Raw genomic sequence first — 19,204 nt, 5'->3', positions numbered from 1 at the left:
AATAACAACGAAAACTTAGGGGGATTTATGAGCGCGTTCAAACTGTTTGAACGCACAGGACTGTCGCTGAGTGTTGCCGCACTCAGCACTGTGTTTGTGGCGAAAACCTATGCACAAGACCCAGCTAGCTTAGTTGCACCTGCAACACCTGAAGCCTGTGTGGCTTTAGAGTCAAATGTTGATCGTTTGGTGTGTTACGATGCTCTGTTTAAAATTCCTGAAGCAGAAAAAACAGCGCTGATTAGCGAACGTCAAGCCGCTCAGGCACTTGCACCTGAAACTGTGAAAGAAAAAATTGCAGTGGGTGTGAGTAATTTATTTTCATTTGATGTACCAAAGCTTGATCCGAATGTATCTTTACTGGATAAGCGCTGGGAGCTTTCACCCGATAGCAAATTAGGCACATGGAATTTACGTGCTTATCAACCTGTGTATTTGATGCCTACTTTTTGGACGTCCAATAAAAATGAACGTCCACAAAGCTTGAATGAGCAAAATACCGTTCCCGTGGGTAAGGAGCAAAACCTGACCTCAATGGAAACCAAATTTCAGCTGTCTTTAAAAACCAAAGCGGTAGAAAATCTGTTGGGTGATAACGGTGATGTGTGGCTAGGTTATACCCAGTCATCACGTTGGCAGGTTTATAATGGTGATGAGTCACGTCCATTTCGTGAAACCAATTATGAGCCTGAAGCCAGTTTGATGTTCCGCACCAACTATACACTTATGGGGCTGCATGGTCGTTTATTGGGTGTGACGTTGAACCATCAATCCAATGGTCGTTCTGATCCATTATCACGCAGTTGGAATCGGGTGATTTTTAATTTAGGTTTTGAAAAAGACAATTTTGCCTTGATGTTACGTCCGTGGTATCGCATTGAAGAAGACCGCAGCGATGACAATAACCCTGAAATTAAAAATTATATCGGGCGTGGCGATATGTTGGCATTTTATCGCTGGAAAGAGCATGACTTTTCTTTGATGCTTCGTCATAGCTTAAAAGGCGGTGATGACGCGCACGGTGCAGCACAGTTTGACTGGGTTTTCCCAATCAGTGGAAAATTACGCGGTCATTTCCAATTGTTTGATGGTTATGGTGAAAGCCTGATTGATTATAACCACCGCGCCACCTATGTTGGTTTGGGTGTGTCTTTAATGAATTGGTTTTAAGTAGATTAAGATTGATTTCTCATTATTGCTCGCTGAATATAAAACGCCAATTTTGAAGATTGGCGTTTGTTTTTGAAGTCGGATCGTATCCAGCTTTTATCCAACTTGAATATCTGCGGTTGGATGTTTAAGTCGGCTTTTTTGTGGTGTGGCGATTAAATAAGCCAAAGTCAGCGGCCCTAAACGACCTGCAAACATCAACAACATTAAAATAATTAAGCTGGCAGGTTGTAATTCACCTGTAACACCACGGGATAAACCCACCGTGCACGCTGCAGATACAGCCTCAAACAACAGGTCTAAAAAATTCAGTTTCGGTTCAAGGGCAAGTAAGCTAAACAAACCGAGGCAAATTAACATACCTGTGATGCTGATCACCGCCAAAGCTTTAAAGGTGGTACGTTCAGGTACAGCATGATTAAACACACGCACCTCATCTGAACGTCTTAAAAAACTGATCACACTTAAAATGACAATAATAAATGTGCCAACTTTAATACCGCCTGCGGTACTGAGCGAACCACCACCAATAAACATCAGAAGCATGGTGAGCAAGGTCGAGCTATTTTGCATACTTGCGACATCTAGACTATTAAAGCCTGATGAGCGAGGAACGGTAGCGTGAAACCATGCATTGAGGGCTTGATCGCCAATACTCATGGCTGCAAGGGTATGTGGATTATTGGCTTCAATCGCCCAAATCAGCAGAAAGGCCACAAAGTTTAAACCAGCAATGGTCGATAAAATCAGCTTGCTATTGGGTGAGAGTTTTTTCCAGCGTTTGGCACGTTTAATATCCATGAGTACCACAAAACCAATACCGCCAATGATATACAGCATACTAATAGTTAAGGTAATCAGGTATTGATCTGCAAAACTCATTAAGCTATTGGGAAATAATGAAAATCCACCATTGTTAAAGGCTGAAACACTATAGAAAGCCGCATAGAAAAATGCATCGCTAAATGGATAATCCTGCATCCATGCCAAGGTTAAAATAACCGTGCCAATCCCTTCAAAAAACAATGAGTAGAGCAACACGCTTTTAATGGTCATCGACACTTTAGACAGGTTGGTTTGCCCAATGGTGTCTTGCGCCATGATTTGTTGTTTTAAACCAATTTTGGATGACAAACTTAAAACCGCTAAAATCGCAAAAGTCATAAAACCTAAGCCACCACATTGTAACAACAACATAATGACCATTTGCCCAAATACGGTATAAGCATCGCCAATATTCACTACAGACAATCCAGTGATCGTCACTGCAGATGTAGCAGTAAATAAGGCATTAATCCAACTCATCTCGCCATGATGGGAAATGGGCAGTTTCAGCAAGATTGTGCCAATGCTAATAAAGCTTAAAAAGCCCAGTGCCAAAAGACTGGGTGGGCTTAAATTGACAGTTTTGATTGGTTGTTTCGCTGTTTTTTTCATTCTGACTTAAATTGTTTAGATAAGCGTTTTAATGGTTCAAGTTGTCCTTCAACCACCAAAATATCATCTGTTTGTAGCATTAAATTGGATTCAAGCGTATAGAAAATCGTTTCGGCACGTTTAAACAGTAAAAGTTTAACTTCGGGTGCATGTGACATCAGACTATGAATGCGCGTGCCATGCAAGTTGTCTTTAATTTTTACTTTTACAATATAGTGGTTGTCGTTTAGGCTCATATAACGACTCACCATCGGATAACTCAGCGATTGCGCGATGCGAACGCCCATATCTTCTTCAGGGTGAATAATTTTACTTACGCCCAAATGGGTCAAAATCATGGTGTGCGCTTTACTTTTGGCTTTCACGTATATTTTAGTGATGCCCATATTCTTTAAATTGAGAACACATAAAATACTGGCTTCAATATCTTCGCCAATTGCGACAACTACAGCATCACAATTTTGAATGTTTAGTTCTTCCAAAACGTGCTCATCGGTAGCATCAGCAATGACGGCATGGGTAATTTGATCGGCAATATTTTCTACAAATTTTTTATTGCTGTCTATGCCAATAACATCGTGGTTTAACTTGACCAGTTGCGTAGCAACCGTTGCACCAAAGCTGCCTAAACCAATGACTGCAAATTGCGCCATAGCATTATCCTGAAAAAGTGTTTTATTGTACGTGAGCTGTGATTTATTTTGCCTGAAGCTGCGTATTTTAAATACGCTCAACAGAGATGAATATTTTAAAATAATTCCTTGTGTTACACTGTAGCATTATGACTAAAAAACCGCCTTAGTCAGCGGTTTTTTAGTATATGAGAACAAATCAGCAGATTATTTTAAGAAGCGTTGATAGCCTAAGTTATTGGTAATCTCTTGGTATGGATAAGTGATATTTTCCAACGTTTCAATTAAACCATCTGGGTTCTGTTTGGCATCCGATGCTTCTAAACCAACCAATACACGACCTTCTGCTGCACCGTGGTTACGATAGTGGAACAAGGTAATGTTGTGTGTTGGGCCTAAGCGCTCCAAGAAAGTCAGTAATGCACCCGGACGCTCTGGAAATTCCACACGGAATAGACGTTCATTTTCAATATCGGCATGACCACCGACCAAATAACGAATGTGTAGTTTTGCTACTTCATCATCCGACAAATCATCAACATCGTACTGGGTTTTGAGTAACTCATAAATGTCGTGGCGTTCTTTTTCACCAGATTTTAAGCTGATGCCGACAAAGACTTGTGCAGCAGTAGCATCGCTGGCGCGGTAGTTAAACTCGGTGATATTACGACCTTGCAGCGCACGGCAGAAGTTAAGGAACGCACCTTTTTCTTCTGGAATGGTCACGGCAAAAATTGCTTCTTTATGTTCACCGAGTTCAGTACGTTCCGCAATGTAGCGCAAGCGGTCAAAGTTCATATTGGCGCCACATACAATGGACACAATATTTTTGTTTTGCAGTTGATGCTGCTCGACGTATTTTTTAATACCTGCCAATGCCATTGCACCTGAAGGTTCAACAATACTGCGGTTTTCATCAAAGGTATCTTTAATTGCGGCACAGATTTCATCGGTATTTACTAAAACTACATCGCGCTCAACAATTGGCCCGGATTGATCTGATTTTTGCAGTTGCAGCACTTCAAACGGTTTTTCACCAATTTGTGCGACGGCAGTACCATCGGCAAATAAACCCACTTGCGGTAAAATCACACGTTCATTGGCTTCAAATGCGGCTTTTAAACAAGCAGATTCATCATATTCTACAGGTATGACTTTGACATGCGGTGCGACATCACCCAAGTAGGCTGCAACACCTGCAATTAAACCACCACCACCAACAGCAACGAAAACATATTCTACATCACGCCATTGACGTAAAATTTCATTGGCAATGGTGCCTTGACCTGCCATGACCAATTCATCGTCATACGGTGGAATAAAAGTCATGCCTTCGTCTTTGGCACGCTGAATTGCATATTTGTTGGCAACATCAAATGAGTCACCATGTAATACCACTTCGCCACCCAAGCGTTTTACCGCTTGTACTTTAATATCTGGCGTGGTTTTAGGCATAACGATAATGGCGCGAATGCCCAGTTTTTGCCCAGACAATGCTACACCTTGCGCATGGTTGCCTGCAGAGGCAGTAATTACACCACGTTCAAGTTGGTCTTTGGGTAATTGGCTAATACGGTTATACGCACCACGCAATTTAAAAGAGAATACAGGTTGTAAGTCTTCACGTTTAAAGCGAATGTTATTGTTCAGTTTTTCACTAATTCGTGGCGCTGCGTCGAGTGGGGTTTCGATTGCAACATCGTAGACCGTTGCTTGTAAAATTTGTCGAACCAAACGAGACAGCATGTTAATCTTCCATCTAACAGTTTAAAATAGGGGGTTATTGTAACAAACCCCTGCACATTTGCGCTGTAAAATCGGCAACAAATGTCAAAAATAGTTGAGTGAAGTCATGAGTCTGTATGCTACCCAAGATGAAAAGAAGCAAGCGGCTGCCAAAGCAGCATTAAAACATTTGCCTAAAGGCGGGATTTTGGGGGTAGGTACAGGCAGTACAGTGAATTTCCTGATTGATTTATTGCCTGAATTACAATTAGAAGCAGCTGTGGCAAGTTCTGAAGCGACTGCGGAGCGCTTAAAGAAACTTGGTATTGAAGTGGTCGATATGAACTCTGTGGGCAGTTTAGATGCTTATGTTGATGGTGCAGATGAAATTGACCGTCACATGCACATGATTAAAGGCGGCGGCGCAGCGTTGACCCGTGAAAAAATTGTGGCTTCTATTGCACGTAAGTTTATCTGTATTGTCGATGATTCAAAATGGGTAGAGCAATTAGGACGTGAGTTTCCATTGCCAATTGAGGTGATTCCAATGGCTCGTTCTGCGGTAGCACGTAAAATTGTGGCTTTAGGTGGCGATCCTGCTTACCGTGAAGGTGTGGTAACTGATAACGGTAACGTGATTTTAGATATTTATAATTTAAATATTTTAAATGCGTTGGAATTAGAAAAAACCTTGAATGATATTCCGGGTGTTGTGACCAATGGTATTTTTGCCATCAATAAAGCAGATATTGCAATTGTAGCGACCAATAACGGCATTGAAGAACGTACTGCGGTTTAATTCGTCTCCCAAGTCCCTTGTTTTTAATGGGGGGCTTTTCTTCCTCCTTTATTAAAGGAGGGGTCGGGGAGGATTTAATAAAAGAACAACAATGACATTATCCGACTTACCTGAAATTCAAATCACACCACATGCAAAAGCAACACGTTTACGTTTGCGTGTCGAGCCGCATCAAATTCGCTTAACTGTACCGAAATATTGTACTCAGCGACAAATTCAGGATTTTTTGCAGCAATCTGAACAGTGGATGATTGAAACTTGGCATAAACAGCAGGCGCAGCAAGGACTTGTTCGGCGTGAATTGCCAAATCAGTTATCACTTTTTAATTTGGCTAAGCCTTTAAATATTCATTATCAAACACAAAAACACAGTTTTATTTTAGATTTAAAACAGCATTGCCTATGGGTTAGTGACCGCCAACCTGCGGCATATTTAAAAGCCTTTGTTATTGCTTATGCCAAACAAATATTGCCGATATATTTGCAAACAGTCAGTCATGAAATTGCTTTGCCATTTAAACAGTGCGCAATTCGTCAACCGAAAACCCGTTGGGGCAGTTGCAGTACGCAACAGCATATTATGCTCAATAGCGCCTTGGTGTTGTTTCCTGAACAAATTGTGCGATATGTTGCTGTGCATGAGTTGGCGCATACACGACATTTTGATCATAGTCCTGCATTTTGGGTTGAAGTACAACGGCATGATGCGCACTATTTGCAGCATCGCAAGCAGTTAAAAACAACGTCTTTGCCTTGGTGGTGGTATCAATAAAAAAGCCAACACCCACATGATAAGACTACAATGCAAAGGTGTTGCACGTATTGACTACAATCCAAATCATCTTTTATAAAATCAACAGAATAAAGAAAAGCCCCAAAACCCTAGTAAAACAGTTCAGAAAACCAAAACTTCCTGTCATACTATAGCGTTAGCTTAAACATGCTTTTGAATTGAGGTAATGCACGTGATTTCAGTTGGTATTGTCGGTGGTACAGGTTATACAGGCGTTGAATTATTGCGTCTTTTGCTACGACACCCAAATGTGAAAGTAAATGTACTGACTTCACGTACAGAAGCGGGTCGCCGTGTAGATGATATGTTCCCAAGCCTGCGTGGACACACAGACCTGTGCTACTCCGATTTAAACATCGAAGAATTAAAACAGTGTGATGTGGTGTTCTTTGCTACACCGCACGGCGTTGCAATGCAACATGCTGCGGAGCTTGTTGCAGCCAACACCAAAGTGGTCGATTTAGCAGCAGACTTCCGTTTGCAAGATTTAGCACAGTTTGAAAAATGGTATGGCATGCAACATGCTTGCCCAGACATTTTAAAAGATTCAGTTTATGGCTTGTCTGAACTCAACCGTGAGCAAATTAAACACGCACAGGTGATTGGTAACCCAGGTTGTTATCCAACCACAGTGCAACTTGGTTTAGCACCATTATTTAAACAAGCTGAAGCTTTAGTGAAACCTGAAAGCATTATTATTGACGCAAAATCAGGTGTGTCTGGTGCAGGCCGTAAAGCCAGTTTGGGCATGATTTATTCTGAAAATGCAGACAACTTTAAGGCTTATGGCGTTGCGGGGCATCGTCATCATCCAGAAATTGTAGAAGCATTGGAAAATATTTCGGGTCAAAAAGATGTGTTTAATCACATTGTGTTTGTACCGCATTTAGTACCTATGATTCGCGGTATGCTCAGCACCATTTATGTAGATTTAACTGATGCAGGTGATGAAGCAGATTTACAAAGCCTGTATGAGCAGTTTTATGCCAATGAACAGTTTGTAGATGTCATGCCAGCCAACAGTTCACCAGAAACACGCTCAGTACGTGGCGCTAACCAGTTGCGTATCGCATTGTATAAGCCACAACCGAAAAAATTAGTACTTTTGGTGGCACAAGATAACTTGGTGAAAGGTGCAGCAGGGCAAGCAGTACAAAATATGAACCTCATGTTTGGTTTTGCAGAACATGCAGGACTTGAGGTGATTGGTTTATTACCATAAGAACACGTTTTTCAACTTCACACACATTTAGATTTCGATTTAAATGTGTGCTTTGAATGAATCAAAACAAGAGATGACGATGCATAACACCGATACAGAAACCACGTCACAGTCGAATTCAAGCATGACACCCTCATCTACACCGCCAGAAAAAAAGCCATTTCTTGAAAGCAATGCGCCTTTGGCAATTGGTGCTGCCATTTTAATTTTAGGTAGTGGCTTTTTGGGCTATTCAGTCGGGCATCGTCAGGGCTTAACTGTGGTTGGTTACGATGCCGATGCAGAACAACTGGTTGAAGTGGTGCAAGAACAAAAAACGCGTTTGGAAAGTCTGAATAAGAGCTTAAATGCTGCGGTTCAAGAACGCGATGTTGCGGTCAGTAACTCCAATGATTTGTATCAAGCTTTCACTCAAGCAACTGAAGATAAGCAACGTACTGAAGGCATGAGTGCGATTTATCGTGAAGTTTTGCGTCAACGTGGTGGTTTAAGCCTGACCGTGCAAAATCTTGGGGTGAAACCATTACCAGACAATGCTTATGAATATCAGGTCGATTTGGTACAAGTGAGTCCAAACAAGCGACGTGCAAGTGGTACGGTAGAACTGCGTTTAATTCAAGGCACAGAAGTGCTGGTTGTTCCGATGGAAGACAGCAATTTTAATTTTGATAATTATGAGCGTTTAACAGGGCGCTGGAGCATGCCTAAAGGCTTTAATCCAGACTTTATTGAAGTCCGTTTAAATGGCGCAACTCCTGTGATTAAACGCTTCAGTTGGAGCAAAGGCAAAGCCGTGGAGGCAGATTCTGCCTTTATTTCTGAAATTCCACAAGCAGAAGCTAGCGCTCAATAATGTGTGATATGTAAAACTTATGCGAACCCAAAAAAGATCCATCTGTTTAAATGAAATTAAAACCACTTTTCATCAATCTGGCTATGTCGATTGGCATTTAACCCCGCGTTTAAGTGTGGATGATGCAGGACATGAAGATGATGGTGATATTGCGGTACAAACTGCGCCGCCACAATTAAAACGCCCACCTTTATATGTTGTCGTTTTAATGAACGATGATTACACCCCAATGGACTTTGTAATTGAAATTTTACAACAATACTTTGCAATGAATCTTGACCAAGCGACTCAAGTAATGCTAACTGTACACTATGAAGGAAAAGGTGTCGCAGGGGTCTATCCGCGGGATATTGCGGAAACGAAAGCGAACCAAGTCAATAATTACGCTCGATCACAAGGTCATCCATTACTTTGTCAGATTGAGCCTAAAGATTAAGGGGGTTACATGCTCAGTCGTCAATTAGAAGTATCACTACGTTTGGCTGTTAGCATGGCTCGTCAAAAGAGACACGAGTTTCTAACGGTTGAACATTTATTATTGGCTTTATTAGACAATGATTCGGCAGTCAATGCACTCAAGGCGTGTGGTGCAGATGTTATTGTGCTGCGTAAAGAACTCGAAGAATATGTAGAACAACATACCCCTAAACTTGCTGAAAATAACGATCAGGCGCCGCACCCGACCGAAAGTTTTGACCGCATTTTGCAGCGTGGTATTTTCCATGTGCAATCTAGCGGTGGTGACCGTACGGTTGAAGGCGCAGATATTTTAGTGGCAATGTACTCTGAACGTGATTCATTTGCCGTGTATCTACTCAAGCGTCATCAAATTAACCGTTTGACCTTAACGCAATACTTATCGCACGGTACACGTAAAGACGAAACGCAAGCGGAAGAAGAGGTTGAAGAATTAGATAGCGAAAGTTCAAGCTCTGCCAATGCTGGCCCGTTAGAGCTTTACACGCTAAATTTGAATACTGAAGCGCAAAAGGGTAAAACCGATCCGTTAATTGGGCGTGAAAAAGAAATTGAGCGTGCTGCACAAATTCTATGCCGTCGTCGTAAGAACAACCCATTGTTGGTGGGTGATCCAGGCGTGGGTAAAACCTCTATTGCCGAAGGTCTGGCGTGGCTGATTGTGAATGGTAAAGCGCCAAAACCACTCGAAAATGCCGAAGTATATAGTTTGGATATCGGTGCGTTGGTAGCGGGTACAAAATACCGTGGTGACTTTGAAAAGCGTTTAAAACAACTGTTAAATGCCTTGAAAAAGAAACCTGATGCCATTTTATTTATTGACGAAATCCACATGATTATTGGTGCAGGCTCAAGCATGGGTAGCACTATGGATGCATCAAATTTAATTAAACCTGCGTTGGCAAATGGTACTTTGCGTTGCATTGGCTCGACGACATTCCAAGAATATCGTCAGGTATTTGAAAAAGACCATGCACTTTCACGCCGTTTCCAAAAAATTGATGTGAATGAGCCTTCAATTTCAGAAACGATTGATATTTTACGTGGTTTAAAATCGAAATTTGAAGAATTTCACCATGTTAAATATGATGATAAAGCATTGGTGTCTGCGGTAGAGTTATCGGCCAAATTTATCAATGACCGTTTCTTGCCAGACAAAGCCATTGATGTGATTGATGAAGCAGGTGCGCAGCGCCGTTTAAGAGCTGAGCAAGATGATACTTTAATCACAGTAGAAAACATTGAAGATATCGTCTCTAAAATTGCACGTATTCCACCTAAAACCGTATCGAAAGATGACAAGACTGTACTTGAACATCTTGAGCGTGATTTAAAACGTGTGGTCTTTGGTCAAGATGAAGCTATTGAAGCGTTAGCATCAGCAATTAAACTGTCACGTGCTGGTTTAAAAACACCAGACAAACCAGTGGGTAGTTTTGTATTTGCTGGCCCGACAGGCGTTGGTAAAACCGAAGTTACCAAGCAGTTGGCAAAACTGTTGGGTGTGGAATTGGTTCGCTTTGATATGTCTGAGTACATGGAGCGCCATGCCGTTTCACGTTTAATTGGTGCACCTCCAGGCTATGTCGGTTTTGATCAGGGTGGCTTACTCACCGATGCGATTCATAAAAATCCGCATTGTGTGTTGTTGTTGGATGAAATTGAAAAAGCGCATCCTGATGTATTTAACCTATTGCTGCAAATTATGGATCATGGTTCATTGACCGATAATAATGGTCGTAAATCAGACTTCCGTAATGTGATTTTGGTTCTGACCACTAATATTGGTGCGGAAAGTATTTCCCGCGTGAGCATTGGTTTCATGGATCAAGACAACAGTAATGACAACCAAGAAGCGATGAAAAAAGCCTTCTCACCTGAGTTCCGTAACCGTTTGGATGGGGTCATTCAATTTAAAGCTTTACCTACTACAGTAATTGAAAATGTAGTGGATAAATTCTTGACTGAATTACAAGCGCAGTTGGATGATAAAAAAGTCATTCTGGAGGTTGATCAAGATGCGCGTGAATGGATGGCTGAGCATGGATATGATCGCTTAATGGGCGCACGTCCAATGCAACGTCTGATTCAGGAACACTTGAAAAAGCCATTGGCAGAAATGATTCTGTTTGGTGAACTTGCAGAACAGGGCGGTAATGTGGCTGTTTCTGTGAAGAAAGAGAACGGTAAGGCAGTCGGTTTGAAACTTGAAGTCTTTGAAGATCAAACGGCTGAACCAGCCTAATCAATCCTTATTTGAATTTTGAAAATAACCCATGTTGAACATGGGTTATTTTTTATGAATTCGCAGATGCGTGAACTTGAATCGTTACTGCTAAAAGAGAGACCACACAGGATTTATGGATTTTCAGATCACTAAAATTGCCAGCACAACGTTCTTGTTTTTTGTTACGGCAGTTATGGAAATATTAGGCTGTTATTTTCCTTATTTGATTTTAAATCAGGGGAAATCACAGTGGTTATGGCTGCCAACAATTTTAGCCTTAGCGGCTTTTGTGTGGTTATTGACTCTACATCCTGCGGCATCGGGGCGAATTTATGCGGCTTATGGTGGTATTTATATTTGTACAGCCTTGATTTGGTTAAAGTATGTAGATCAAGTCAATTTAACACGTTGGGATATGTTCGGTGGAATGATAGTAGTTTTAGGCGCATTGATCATTATTTTACAACCGCAAGGTTTAATACGTTAGGTTATATTTGGGTTTACGCATTAAACCTTAGGCATTAAATCTTAAAGCTGAGGTTGTTTTAGTTTTAAATACAGTTCAGTCTGCTTTAAATTGGCACTCGCTATTTGCCAATTGCACATTAAACTGGGTTTTTTCTGCACTGAGTTTTAAGTTCAATACATAGGGATTTACCCGTTGGAACTGATGCTCAAAAATAGATTCACAATTATGAATTAAGTTTTGTTTAATCATATTTTTGACATTGTTATAACCCGTACTTTCTACAAACTGCGTGAAGTCAGGTGAAATAATCATGCCACGAATATTGATTTGTTTGTCTGTCGCCGTACTTTGTTCAATCACTGTATTTTGATCGACCTGATAAGGCATAGTACGAGAATCTTCATCACTAATGACATCTAAAATTTCATTTAAAGCGACGGTATTTTGAATTTTATAATCTGCACTTAGAATCTTTTGTTGGACTAAATATTGATCTAATTCACTGGCTTTGGCATAGAGTGAAGCACTCGCGATCAGTGTAGTAGTGCACAGCGTAATTGTGGCAAGTGTTTTATCAATCATATTGTTTATCTAGGCTCTTTTAGAAATTTTAGAAAAATAGACCATAACTCAAGATTATAGCGAGCCAAATAAAAAAACAGCACCTTTTGGTGCTGTTTGTAACAAAACTCATCAAAGTTTTGCGAATATTTAAGACGGGTTTTAAAGCTTAGTCTTTTTTAAGATTTTCATTCAATAAAAACTCAACCAATGCTTTTTGAGCATGTAAGCGATTTTCTGCTTCATCCCACACTACAGCATTTTTGTGATCGAGCATATTTTCAGAAATTTCTTCACCACGGTGCGCAGGTAAGCAGTGCATAAATAAACAATCAGGATGTGCTAAATCCATCAGGCGTTCATTCACTTGATAGTCTGCAAACGCTTTTTCACGAATTTTTTGTTCTTCTTCCTGTCCCATGCTTGCCCAAACATCGGTCACAATCAGATCAGCATTCACTGCTGCATCCTCAGCAGAATCGACCAATTCTACGCAGTGTGCAAATTCAGACAGGAAGCGCTGTTCTGGCTCATAACCTTTCGGTGTCGCAATTTTTAAATTAAAGCCCCACATGTGTGCTGCTTCAATATATGAGTTACACATATTGTTGCCATCACCAATCCACGCCACAGTTTTACCTTCAATTGAACCACGGTGTTCAACATAGGTTTGCATGTCTGCAAGGAGTTGGCATGGGTGATGATCGTCAGTTAAGGCATTGATCACAGGAACTTTAGAGTAAGAAGCAAAGCGTTCTACAATGTCGTGACCAAAGGTACGAATCATCACAATGTCAAGCATACTTGAAATGACGCGTGCAGAATCTTCAATTGGCTCACCGCGACCTAATTGTGTGTCACGTGATGATAAGAAGATCGCGCTACCACCAAACTGACTCATGCCAGCTTCAAACGATACACGGGTTCGGGTGCTGGATTTTTCAAAAATCATACCCATGACTTTGCCAGGAAAAGGCTGGAAAACTTCATTGTTATGCTGTTTACGCTTAAGCTCAATGGCGCGTTGCAAAATTTGATTCAGTTCTAAAGTCGATAAATCGCGTAATGTTAGAAAGTGACGTAGAGCCATTCGTTACTCCACAATAATTGCTGAATGAGAAAAAACAACAATTAGTTGTTGGTTGGTTAAGTGAAAAAGGGAATCGGCTAATATACTATAGGATGCAGAAATTGCAAAAAACTAAGCTTTTTGATGAGCGTCTAGAAAGCGATCTACACAATAACTTACATAATTGGTTGTTTCTTGTTCTGTTTCTTGTTTTGGAATACCCATGATGATACGCCATTCAAAATTTCTTAAAATACCGAAATACAGTTGTGCAGAATAAATAGGCTGTTCACAGCAAATTAAACCTTGCTGACTGGCATGTTCCAATACTTTGGCAATACAAAGTTGCACATGCAAAGGGCCGCGCTCATGTATGTGTAAGGCAATATCAGGATTGCGCTGACTTTGCTCTAATACCAGACGCATAAAGGCTGCATTTTCTGGTTCCAAAATATGATGATAAAAATTCAATAAGGTTTGAATCAAATAACCACGTAAATTTGAATCAATTTGTTCAAAGGGAATGTGAATATCCTGAAAAAATTTATCACGGCGATAATCACAAATAGCTTTGAATAACCCTTCTTTATTGCCAAAGTATTTATAGATCGACGCTTTAGAACCGCCTGCGTGTTGCACAATATCATCTAAGGATACGGCATCGTAACCACGCTCTAAAAATAGCTCAGTTGCACTGACTAATAACGCTACACATCGCTCATGACCACGCTTGGTTGGTGGTATATCTTTACCTAAAGGAGCGAAATGGGCGAGTTCGTGCATATTGAGTAAAAAATCATCAATTAAATAGAAGGGAGATTGTCATTATAACAAATATATGTACAGCGTGCTGTGTCGAAGTGTACTTGCACATGGCATGATTTGAGCTGAAAAAGCCATATTTTTAGAAAATAGTTTAAATTTTGCTCATTTAGTGTACTAAAAAGCTGTGTTTATCAAAAATAAAGAATAACCAACATCACGAAAATTTATTGTGCAATAAATTTGAAAATTATTTGACTAAAGTTTTAGAGTATAGATTCTAAAAAGCCATGGCGTGATCTCGCATTCTCGATATACTCGAATCTCGAAAAATATAGTAAGAAAAGCGGAAAGGAAGATGACAGAACAAACATCTGCGGGCTTAAGATTCAGACAAGCCTTGGAAGTCGAAAAGCCATTACAAATTATCGGCACGGTAAATGCTTATGCTGCCATGATGGCAAAACAAGTGGGCTATAAAGCCATTTATTTATCTGGTGCAGGTGTTGCCAACTATTCTTACGGTTTACCTGACTTGGGCATGACCAGTTTAGACAACGTCTTGGAAGATGTACGTCGTATTACTGAGCGTGTTGATACACCATTATTGGTGGATATTGACACAGGTTGGGGCGGTGCATTCAATATTGCCCGCAGTATTAAACAAATGATTGCTGCGGGTGCTGCTGCAGTTCATATTGAAGATCAGGTTGCACAAAAGCGTTGTGGACATCGTCCAAACAAAGAAATTGTAACCCAGCAAGAAATGGTTGATCGTATTAAAGCGGCTGTTGATGCGAAAACCGATTCAAACTTTGTAGTCATGGCACGTACTGATGCCTTGCAAAAAGAAGGTTTACAGGCGGTTATTGACCGTGCTTGCGCATGTGTGGAAGCGGGTGCAGATGCAATTTTTGCAGAAGCTATGACTGATATTACCATGTATAAAACTGTATGTGATGCCGTAGGTGTACCTGTATTGGCAAACATTACCGAGTTTGGTGATACCCCTTATTACACCACTGAAGAATTGGCTGAGCAGGGCATTCGCATGGTGTTGTATCCACTTTCACCAACTCGTGCTATGCAAAAAGCAGCACTTGAAGTGATGCAATCCATTCGTAAAGATGGCACGCAAGTGAATGTCTTAGACAAAATGCAACAACGTAAAGAATTATACGAATTCCTTGATTATCATACTTTTGAAAATACATTAGACAAGCTGTTCAAACAGGAGAATTAAAAAAATGGCTGAAGGAAAAGTACTCACAGGCGCAGGATTGCGTGGACAAGTGGCAGGTAAAACCTCACTCTCAACTGTTGGTAAAAGTGGCGCAGGCTTAACTTACCGTGGTTATGATGTGCAAGACTTGGCAGAAAACTGTCAGTTTGAAGAAGTTGCATACTTGATTTTCTTTGGTGAATTGCCGACTTCAGAGCAATTGGCTGCCTATAAAGCAAAATTGAAATCTTTACGTGCATTGCCTCAAGCACTCAAAGAAGTGCTTGAGCGTATTCCTGCAGATTCACACCCAATGGATGTGATGCGTACAGGTGTTTCAATGCTAGGTAACTTAGAAACCGAACAGTCATTTGAACAGCAACAAGATGTAGCAGACCGCATCTTGGCGACTTTGCCAGCTATTATTTGCTACTGGTATCGTTATAGCCACGATGGCGTGCGTATTGAAGAAAATACGGATGATGATTCAATTGGCGCACAATTCCTGCATTTATTACGTGGTGAAAAACCAAATGAATTGCATGAACAAGTCATGAATGTGTCATTAATTTTGTATGCAGAGCATGAGTTCAACGCATCAACATTTACAGCACGTGTTTGCGCATCAACTTTGTCTGACATGCATTCATGTATTACAGGCGCGATTGGTTCATTACGTGGCCCATTACACGGTGGCGCGAATGAAGCAGCGATGGAAATGATTGAAAATTGGACATCGCCAGAAGAAGCTGAACGTGAAATGCTAGGCAAGTTGGAACGTAAAGAAAAGATCATGGGCTTTGGTCATGCGATTTATAAAGACAATGATCCACGTAACGGCATCATCAAAATCTGGTCTGAGCGTTTAGCGCAAGATGTAGGTGATACAGTACTTTATCCTGTATCGGTGCGTTGTGAAGAAGTGATGTGGCGTGAGAAGAAATTATTCTGTAATGCTGACTTCTTCCATGCGTCTGCGTATCACTTTATGGGTATTGCGACCAAACTATTTACACCAATCTTTGTGATGAGCCGTGTAACAGGTTGGGCAGCACACGTGATGGAACAGCGTGCAGATAACCGTATTATCCGCCCAAGTGCAGATTATACAGGCCCAGAATTGCGTAAAGTTGTACCAATTGCAGAGCGTTCGGCTGCTTAATTGGTTGTCTAAAAAGCTGTACCGTGCATGAACATCATGTGATGCAGCAGTTTAGGCTGAAGATAAGGTTTCATTGTTAAGCAATGGAACCTTATTTTTTTTGAGGTTTGGATGAGGGTAGTCAAAAATACAATGAGTAATTATTGAAGCGTTAGAGAATTAAAAAAGATCGGGCGTACGATAGCGCATTTTTAAATATTTGATCATAAAAGAAGGTTGTTGTATTTTGTTTCTTAAGGTTGTAAATGGTTGCATGATTGGCTAAAATTTATTCCATAATTAATATGAGGAAAAAGCAATGTCACATGTAGCAGTTAAAATCGACAGCGATATTGTTGAATCAGCAAAGATTTACGGGATGGCTGAAAGTAGAAGTGCAACTAAACAAATTGAGTACTGGGCTAAAATTGGAAAAATCGCACAAGACAATCCCGATTTAACTTTTCAAGATATAGCAGATTTGTTGCTTAGTATGGCGCATGTCAAAGCAGGGAATACAACACCATATAGCTTTGGTTGAGTTCAATGAATATACAACAAACTCCCTTATTTGAACGGACAGTGAAAAAACTAACCAAGCAGCAGAAAAAAGATGTTGATAATGCCGTAATAACCGTTTGGAATAATCCTGATATCGGAGAAGCTAAAGTGGGGGATTTAGCAGGAGTATTTGTTTATAAATTTAAAATGGACAAACAGCTTGTGCTACTGGCTTACTCTGTGAGTGATGACGAAATCATGACACTCTATCTTTTAAAATTGGGCAGTCATGAGAATTTTTATAGAGACTTAAAAAGATAGGTTTACTTCAGGGTGCAGTACAAGTGTTTGTATCTTGCATTAGATCAATCAGGTCTTGAGCGACTAACAGAGTGAGCTGTTCTAGTCGTTGTAATGGATTGCCATCTAAAAAATATTTGTACTGAAAAGTTTGCTGCTGATAATGAATGGCGATAAAAAATGTCCCTACAGGTTTTTCTGGTGTGGCACTGCCGCCTGGTTTCAGTAACCCTGTGCATGCCACAATAAAATCTGCATGTTGAAATAGTTTTTTGCCTTGAACTGCCATGGCTTGTGTGACTTCTGCGGATTCAGCGGTATAGGTGGCAATTAAGTCACTATTCACATGCAAAATCTCACGTTTAATGCTTGGGTCGTAACTGACTAATCCACCAAGTAAAATATTGGCACCGCTATTTTTATAAATAGAAAACTGACTACATAAGTAACCTGAGCTGGCACTTTCAATAAAAGCCACAGTCTGTTGGCGTTGTTCAAGTATGGCACAGCATTGTTTGAGCATGATAAATCTGCAAGTGAATAGAATAAGTTGCTCAAGTGTACTGAATTTTGTCGACTTGTGCGAAAAAACATCAAAAAGTGAAATGCTAAAATAAGAATGTTCACGATTTAACTGCCTATAAATACAGCAAAATTTACAATTATAGGTTTAATCGTGGCATGAACGGTGATACAAATAAAAGTAAAGCAAAAAGTAATAAAAAGGATGCTGTGATGAAAACAACGGTGAAATATATCGTTTTAAAAAGTTTGGACTATCAACTTGGTACATCATTATTTGAGGATGAAATTGATGCTGATGCACAATATTTTGACCAAATTCCAAGCATTATTGAATATCAAAACTTGCGCTTTAAAGTCGTGAGTAAAGAACAAAAGCGTTTACAACTGATTGAGGAAAATGAGGAGCATCAAACCATCATTGTCAGAGTTCTGGTGATTTAAAGTCATTTCAATCTAAATTAAACAGAGCTTCCATATAATAGCAGACTGGTTGAGCACCAGTGGAGCGTATCGAAGTTGGTGCTTTTTGGCCGCTAGATGAAAAAAATTGTATTTCACATCACAAGAAAAATTGAAGAATTGATTAAAAATGCCAACTATGTCACATATTTGTGTTGGTGTTTTTATCGATTAGCATTTTTCAAACAGGCTTGTAATGCCTTAAATAAGTTTATGTTTTTTAGGTTAATTTTTTATTTTAACTGACTTCTAAATGGGATAGAGAAAATTAATTAAAAACATCTTAAAAATATAATCAGGACAGATAGAAAAAATATAATTGAATTTTAACGTATTTTTTGAATATGTCTTACATTTTATTTTTTATTATATTGTTAAATAATAAAGTGTTTTTCTTAGATAAAATTAAAAAAACAGTGTATTTTCTTTATTAGAATTGAGCATTTTTGTTATTGCTGTGTATAGTCCTTGCATCTCACAATAGTGAGGAAGTTTAAAGGGGCTAAATATAATGAATCATAATGCAATTATCATGATGACGCTGATCATTTTAGCTGTGGGATTTTCTCTAGGCATTTATGTGTATTTTGAACAAAAGAGAAAGCAAAATGAAGAAATTCAGCTGATCATTACAGAAGCAAGACAGGGTCTAGTAGAGTTAGATCGGAAATAATGATCTAGGTGTAAATCGTATACTTCGATGCGGATCCAATGGGATATGTTAAAGGTGAAAAATAGACTTAAAAAAGTAATTTTATGCCACTGTTTGTCGGTCAGATGACGATAAAATAAATGAACGAAACATAGCTGTAGTTTCTTAGTTTTCCCACATTCCCATGTGGGATTTTTTTTGTCTAAAA

Annotated in this window: 21 protein-coding genes; 14 read left to right on the top strand and 7 right to left on the bottom strand. The window is 39.9% G+C overall.

What is annotated here, in order from left to right:
• Nucleotides 1-27 precede the first annotated feature (27 nt).
• Nucleotides 28-1,170 (top strand): phospholipase A, encoded by a 1,143-nt coding sequence (locus FTU92_RS03130; RefSeq protein ID WP_180095610.1) that lies wholly within the window; start codon nucleotides 28-30, stop codon nucleotides 1,168-1,170.
• Nucleotides 1,171-1,266: 96 nt separating this feature from the next.
• Here FTU92_RS03130 and FTU92_RS03125 read toward each other — a convergent pair whose 3' ends face one another.
• The 3 genes from FTU92_RS03125 to ilvA all read right to left on the bottom strand — a co-directional run bounded on the left by FTU92_RS03125 (nucleotide 1,267) and on the right by ilvA (nucleotide 4,985).
• On the bottom strand, nucleotides 1,267-2,607 hold the full coding sequence (locus FTU92_RS03125; protein ID WP_004973423.1) for a TrkH family potassium uptake protein: 1,341 nt from the start codon (nucleotides 2,605-2,607) through the stop codon (nucleotides 1,267-1,269).
• Nucleotides 2,604-3,260 carry a TrkA family potassium uptake protein gene (locus tag FTU92_RS03120; RefSeq protein WP_180095608.1) on the bottom strand — a complete coding sequence of 219 codons (657 nt, stop codon included), beginning with the start codon at nucleotides 3,258-3,260 and terminating at the stop codon, nucleotides 2,604-2,606. Before FTU92_RS03120 ends, FTU92_RS03125 begins: the two co-directional genes overlap by 4 nt.
• Nucleotides 3,261-3,446: 186 nt before the next feature.
• Nucleotides 3,447-4,985: a threonine ammonia-lyase, biosynthetic gene (ilvA, locus tag FTU92_RS03115; protein ID WP_180095606.1), complete on the bottom strand. Its 1,539-nt coding sequence runs from the start codon at nucleotides 4,983-4,985 to the stop codon at nucleotides 3,447-3,449.
• A gap of 106 nt (nucleotides 4,986-5,091) precedes the next feature.
• On the opposite strand from ilvA, the gene rpiA reads away from it, so the two are divergent.
• From rpiA to FTU92_RS03080, 7 genes are all read left to right on the top strand, one after another.
• Nucleotides 5,092-5,763 (top strand): ribose-5-phosphate isomerase RpiA, encoded by a 672-nt coding sequence (rpiA, locus tag FTU92_RS03110; RefSeq protein WP_004973429.1) that lies wholly within the window; start codon nucleotides 5,092-5,094, stop codon nucleotides 5,761-5,763.
• A 91-nt stretch (nucleotides 5,764-5,854) separates the two neighbouring features.
• Nucleotides 5,855-6,535 (top strand): M48 family metallopeptidase, encoded by a 681-nt coding sequence (locus tag FTU92_RS03105; RefSeq protein WP_180095604.1) that lies wholly within the window; start codon nucleotides 5,855-5,857, stop codon nucleotides 6,533-6,535.
• Nucleotides 6,536-6,722: 187 nt separating this feature from the next.
• The gene (gene argC, locus FTU92_RS03100; protein WP_180095602.1) at nucleotides 6,723-7,778 is read left to right on the top strand and encodes an N-acetyl-gamma-glutamyl-phosphate reductase; all 1,056 of its coding nucleotides are present in this window, start codon (nucleotides 6,723-6,725) and stop codon (nucleotides 7,776-7,778) included.
• A 79-nt stretch (nucleotides 7,779-7,857) separates the two neighbouring features.
• A complete protein-coding gene (locus tag FTU92_RS03095; RefSeq protein WP_096901621.1) occupies nucleotides 7,858-8,631 on the top strand; it encodes a DUF6776 family protein in 774 nt (257 codons plus the stop codon).
• 19 nt (nucleotides 8,632-8,650) lie between these two features.
• Nucleotides 8,651-9,067, top strand: a complete 417-nt coding sequence (gene clpS, locus FTU92_RS03090; RefSeq protein ID WP_004973438.1) for an ATP-dependent Clp protease adapter ClpS — start codon at nucleotides 8,651-8,653, stop codon at nucleotides 9,065-9,067.
• Between the two features lie 9 nt (nucleotides 9,068-9,076).
• Nucleotides 9,077-11,353 (top strand): ATP-dependent Clp protease ATP-binding subunit ClpA, encoded by a 2,277-nt coding sequence (gene clpA, locus FTU92_RS03085; protein ID WP_004973441.1) that lies wholly within the window; start codon nucleotides 9,077-9,079, stop codon nucleotides 11,351-11,353.
• A 115-nt stretch (nucleotides 11,354-11,468) separates the two neighbouring features.
• Nucleotides 11,469-11,822, top strand: a complete 354-nt coding sequence (locus FTU92_RS03080) for a YnfA family protein (RefSeq protein WP_004973443.1) — start codon at nucleotides 11,469-11,471, stop codon at nucleotides 11,820-11,822.
• Nucleotides 11,823-11,897: 75 nt separating this feature from the next.
• Here FTU92_RS03080 and FTU92_RS03075 read toward each other — a convergent pair whose 3' ends face one another.
• The 3 genes from FTU92_RS03075 to FTU92_RS03065 all read right to left on the bottom strand — a co-directional run bounded on the left by FTU92_RS03075 (nucleotide 11,898) and on the right by FTU92_RS03065 (nucleotide 14,217).
• On the bottom strand, nucleotides 11,898-12,386 hold the full coding sequence (locus FTU92_RS03075; RefSeq protein ID WP_180095600.1) for a hypothetical protein: 489 nt from the start codon (nucleotides 12,384-12,386) through the stop codon (nucleotides 11,898-11,900).
• A gap of 148 nt (nucleotides 12,387-12,534) precedes the next feature.
• The gene (argF, locus tag FTU92_RS03070; RefSeq protein ID WP_004973455.1) at nucleotides 12,535-13,455 is read right to left on the bottom strand and encodes an ornithine carbamoyltransferase; all 921 of its coding nucleotides are present in this window, start codon (nucleotides 13,453-13,455) and stop codon (nucleotides 12,535-12,537) included.
• Nucleotides 13,456-13,566: 111 nt separating this feature from the next.
• Nucleotides 13,567-14,217, bottom strand: coding sequence for a TetR/AcrR family transcriptional regulator (locus tag FTU92_RS03065; protein ID WP_096901590.1), 651 nt, complete (start codon nucleotides 14,215-14,217; stop codon nucleotides 13,567-13,569).
• 337 nt (nucleotides 14,218-14,554) lie between these two features.
• On the opposite strand from FTU92_RS03065, the gene prpB reads away from it, so the two are divergent.
• The 4 genes from prpB to FTU92_RS03045 all read left to right on the top strand — a co-directional run bounded on the left by prpB (nucleotide 14,555) and on the right by FTU92_RS03045 (nucleotide 17,381).
• A complete protein-coding gene (gene prpB, locus FTU92_RS03060) occupies nucleotides 14,555-15,439 on the top strand; it encodes a methylisocitrate lyase (protein WP_004973459.1) in 885 nt (294 codons plus the stop codon).
• 4 nt (nucleotides 15,440-15,443) lie between these two features.
• Entirely contained in the window at nucleotides 15,444-16,580 is a 1,137-nt protein-coding gene (prpC, locus tag FTU92_RS03055; protein ID WP_004973461.1) for a 2-methylcitrate synthase, read from the top strand.
• A gap of 298 nt (nucleotides 16,581-16,878) precedes the next feature.
• Complete coding sequence (locus FTU92_RS03050) at nucleotides 16,879-17,100, top strand: hypothetical protein (RefSeq protein WP_004973462.1); 222 nt, start codon at nucleotides 16,879-16,881, stop codon at nucleotides 17,098-17,100.
• Between the two features lie 5 nt (nucleotides 17,101-17,105).
• Nucleotides 17,106-17,381: a type II toxin-antitoxin system RelE/ParE family toxin gene (locus FTU92_RS03045; protein WP_004973465.1), complete on the top strand. Its 276-nt coding sequence runs from the start codon at nucleotides 17,106-17,108 to the stop codon at nucleotides 17,379-17,381.
• A gap of 7 nt (nucleotides 17,382-17,388) precedes the next feature.
• On the opposite strand, the gene FTU92_RS03040 is transcribed toward FTU92_RS03045, so the two are convergent.
• Nucleotides 17,389-17,883, bottom strand: coding sequence for a CinA family protein (locus tag FTU92_RS03040; RefSeq protein WP_096901591.1), 495 nt, complete (start codon nucleotides 17,881-17,883; stop codon nucleotides 17,389-17,391).
• 212 nt (nucleotides 17,884-18,095) lie between these two features.
• Here FTU92_RS03040 and FTU92_RS03035 point away from each other — a divergent pair, with 212 nt between their 5' ends.
• Nucleotides 18,096-18,326, top strand: coding sequence for a hypothetical protein (locus FTU92_RS03035; protein WP_026438431.1), 231 nt, complete (start codon nucleotides 18,096-18,098; stop codon nucleotides 18,324-18,326).
• A 529-nt stretch (nucleotides 18,327-18,855) separates the two neighbouring features.
• Complete coding sequence (locus tag FTU92_RS03030) at nucleotides 18,856-19,017, top strand: hypothetical protein (RefSeq protein WP_004973471.1); 162 nt, start codon at nucleotides 18,856-18,858, stop codon at nucleotides 19,015-19,017.
• Nucleotides 19,018-19,204 lie beyond the last annotated feature (187 nt).

This window comes from Acinetobacter sp. YH12205, from assembly GCF_013418125.1.
GTDB lineage: Bacteria > Pseudomonadota > Gammaproteobacteria > Pseudomonadales > Moraxellaceae > Acinetobacter > Acinetobacter towneri.
The sequence above is the reverse complement of the archived record's forward strand: the minus strand, read 5'-3'. Positions and strand labels throughout refer to the sequence as shown.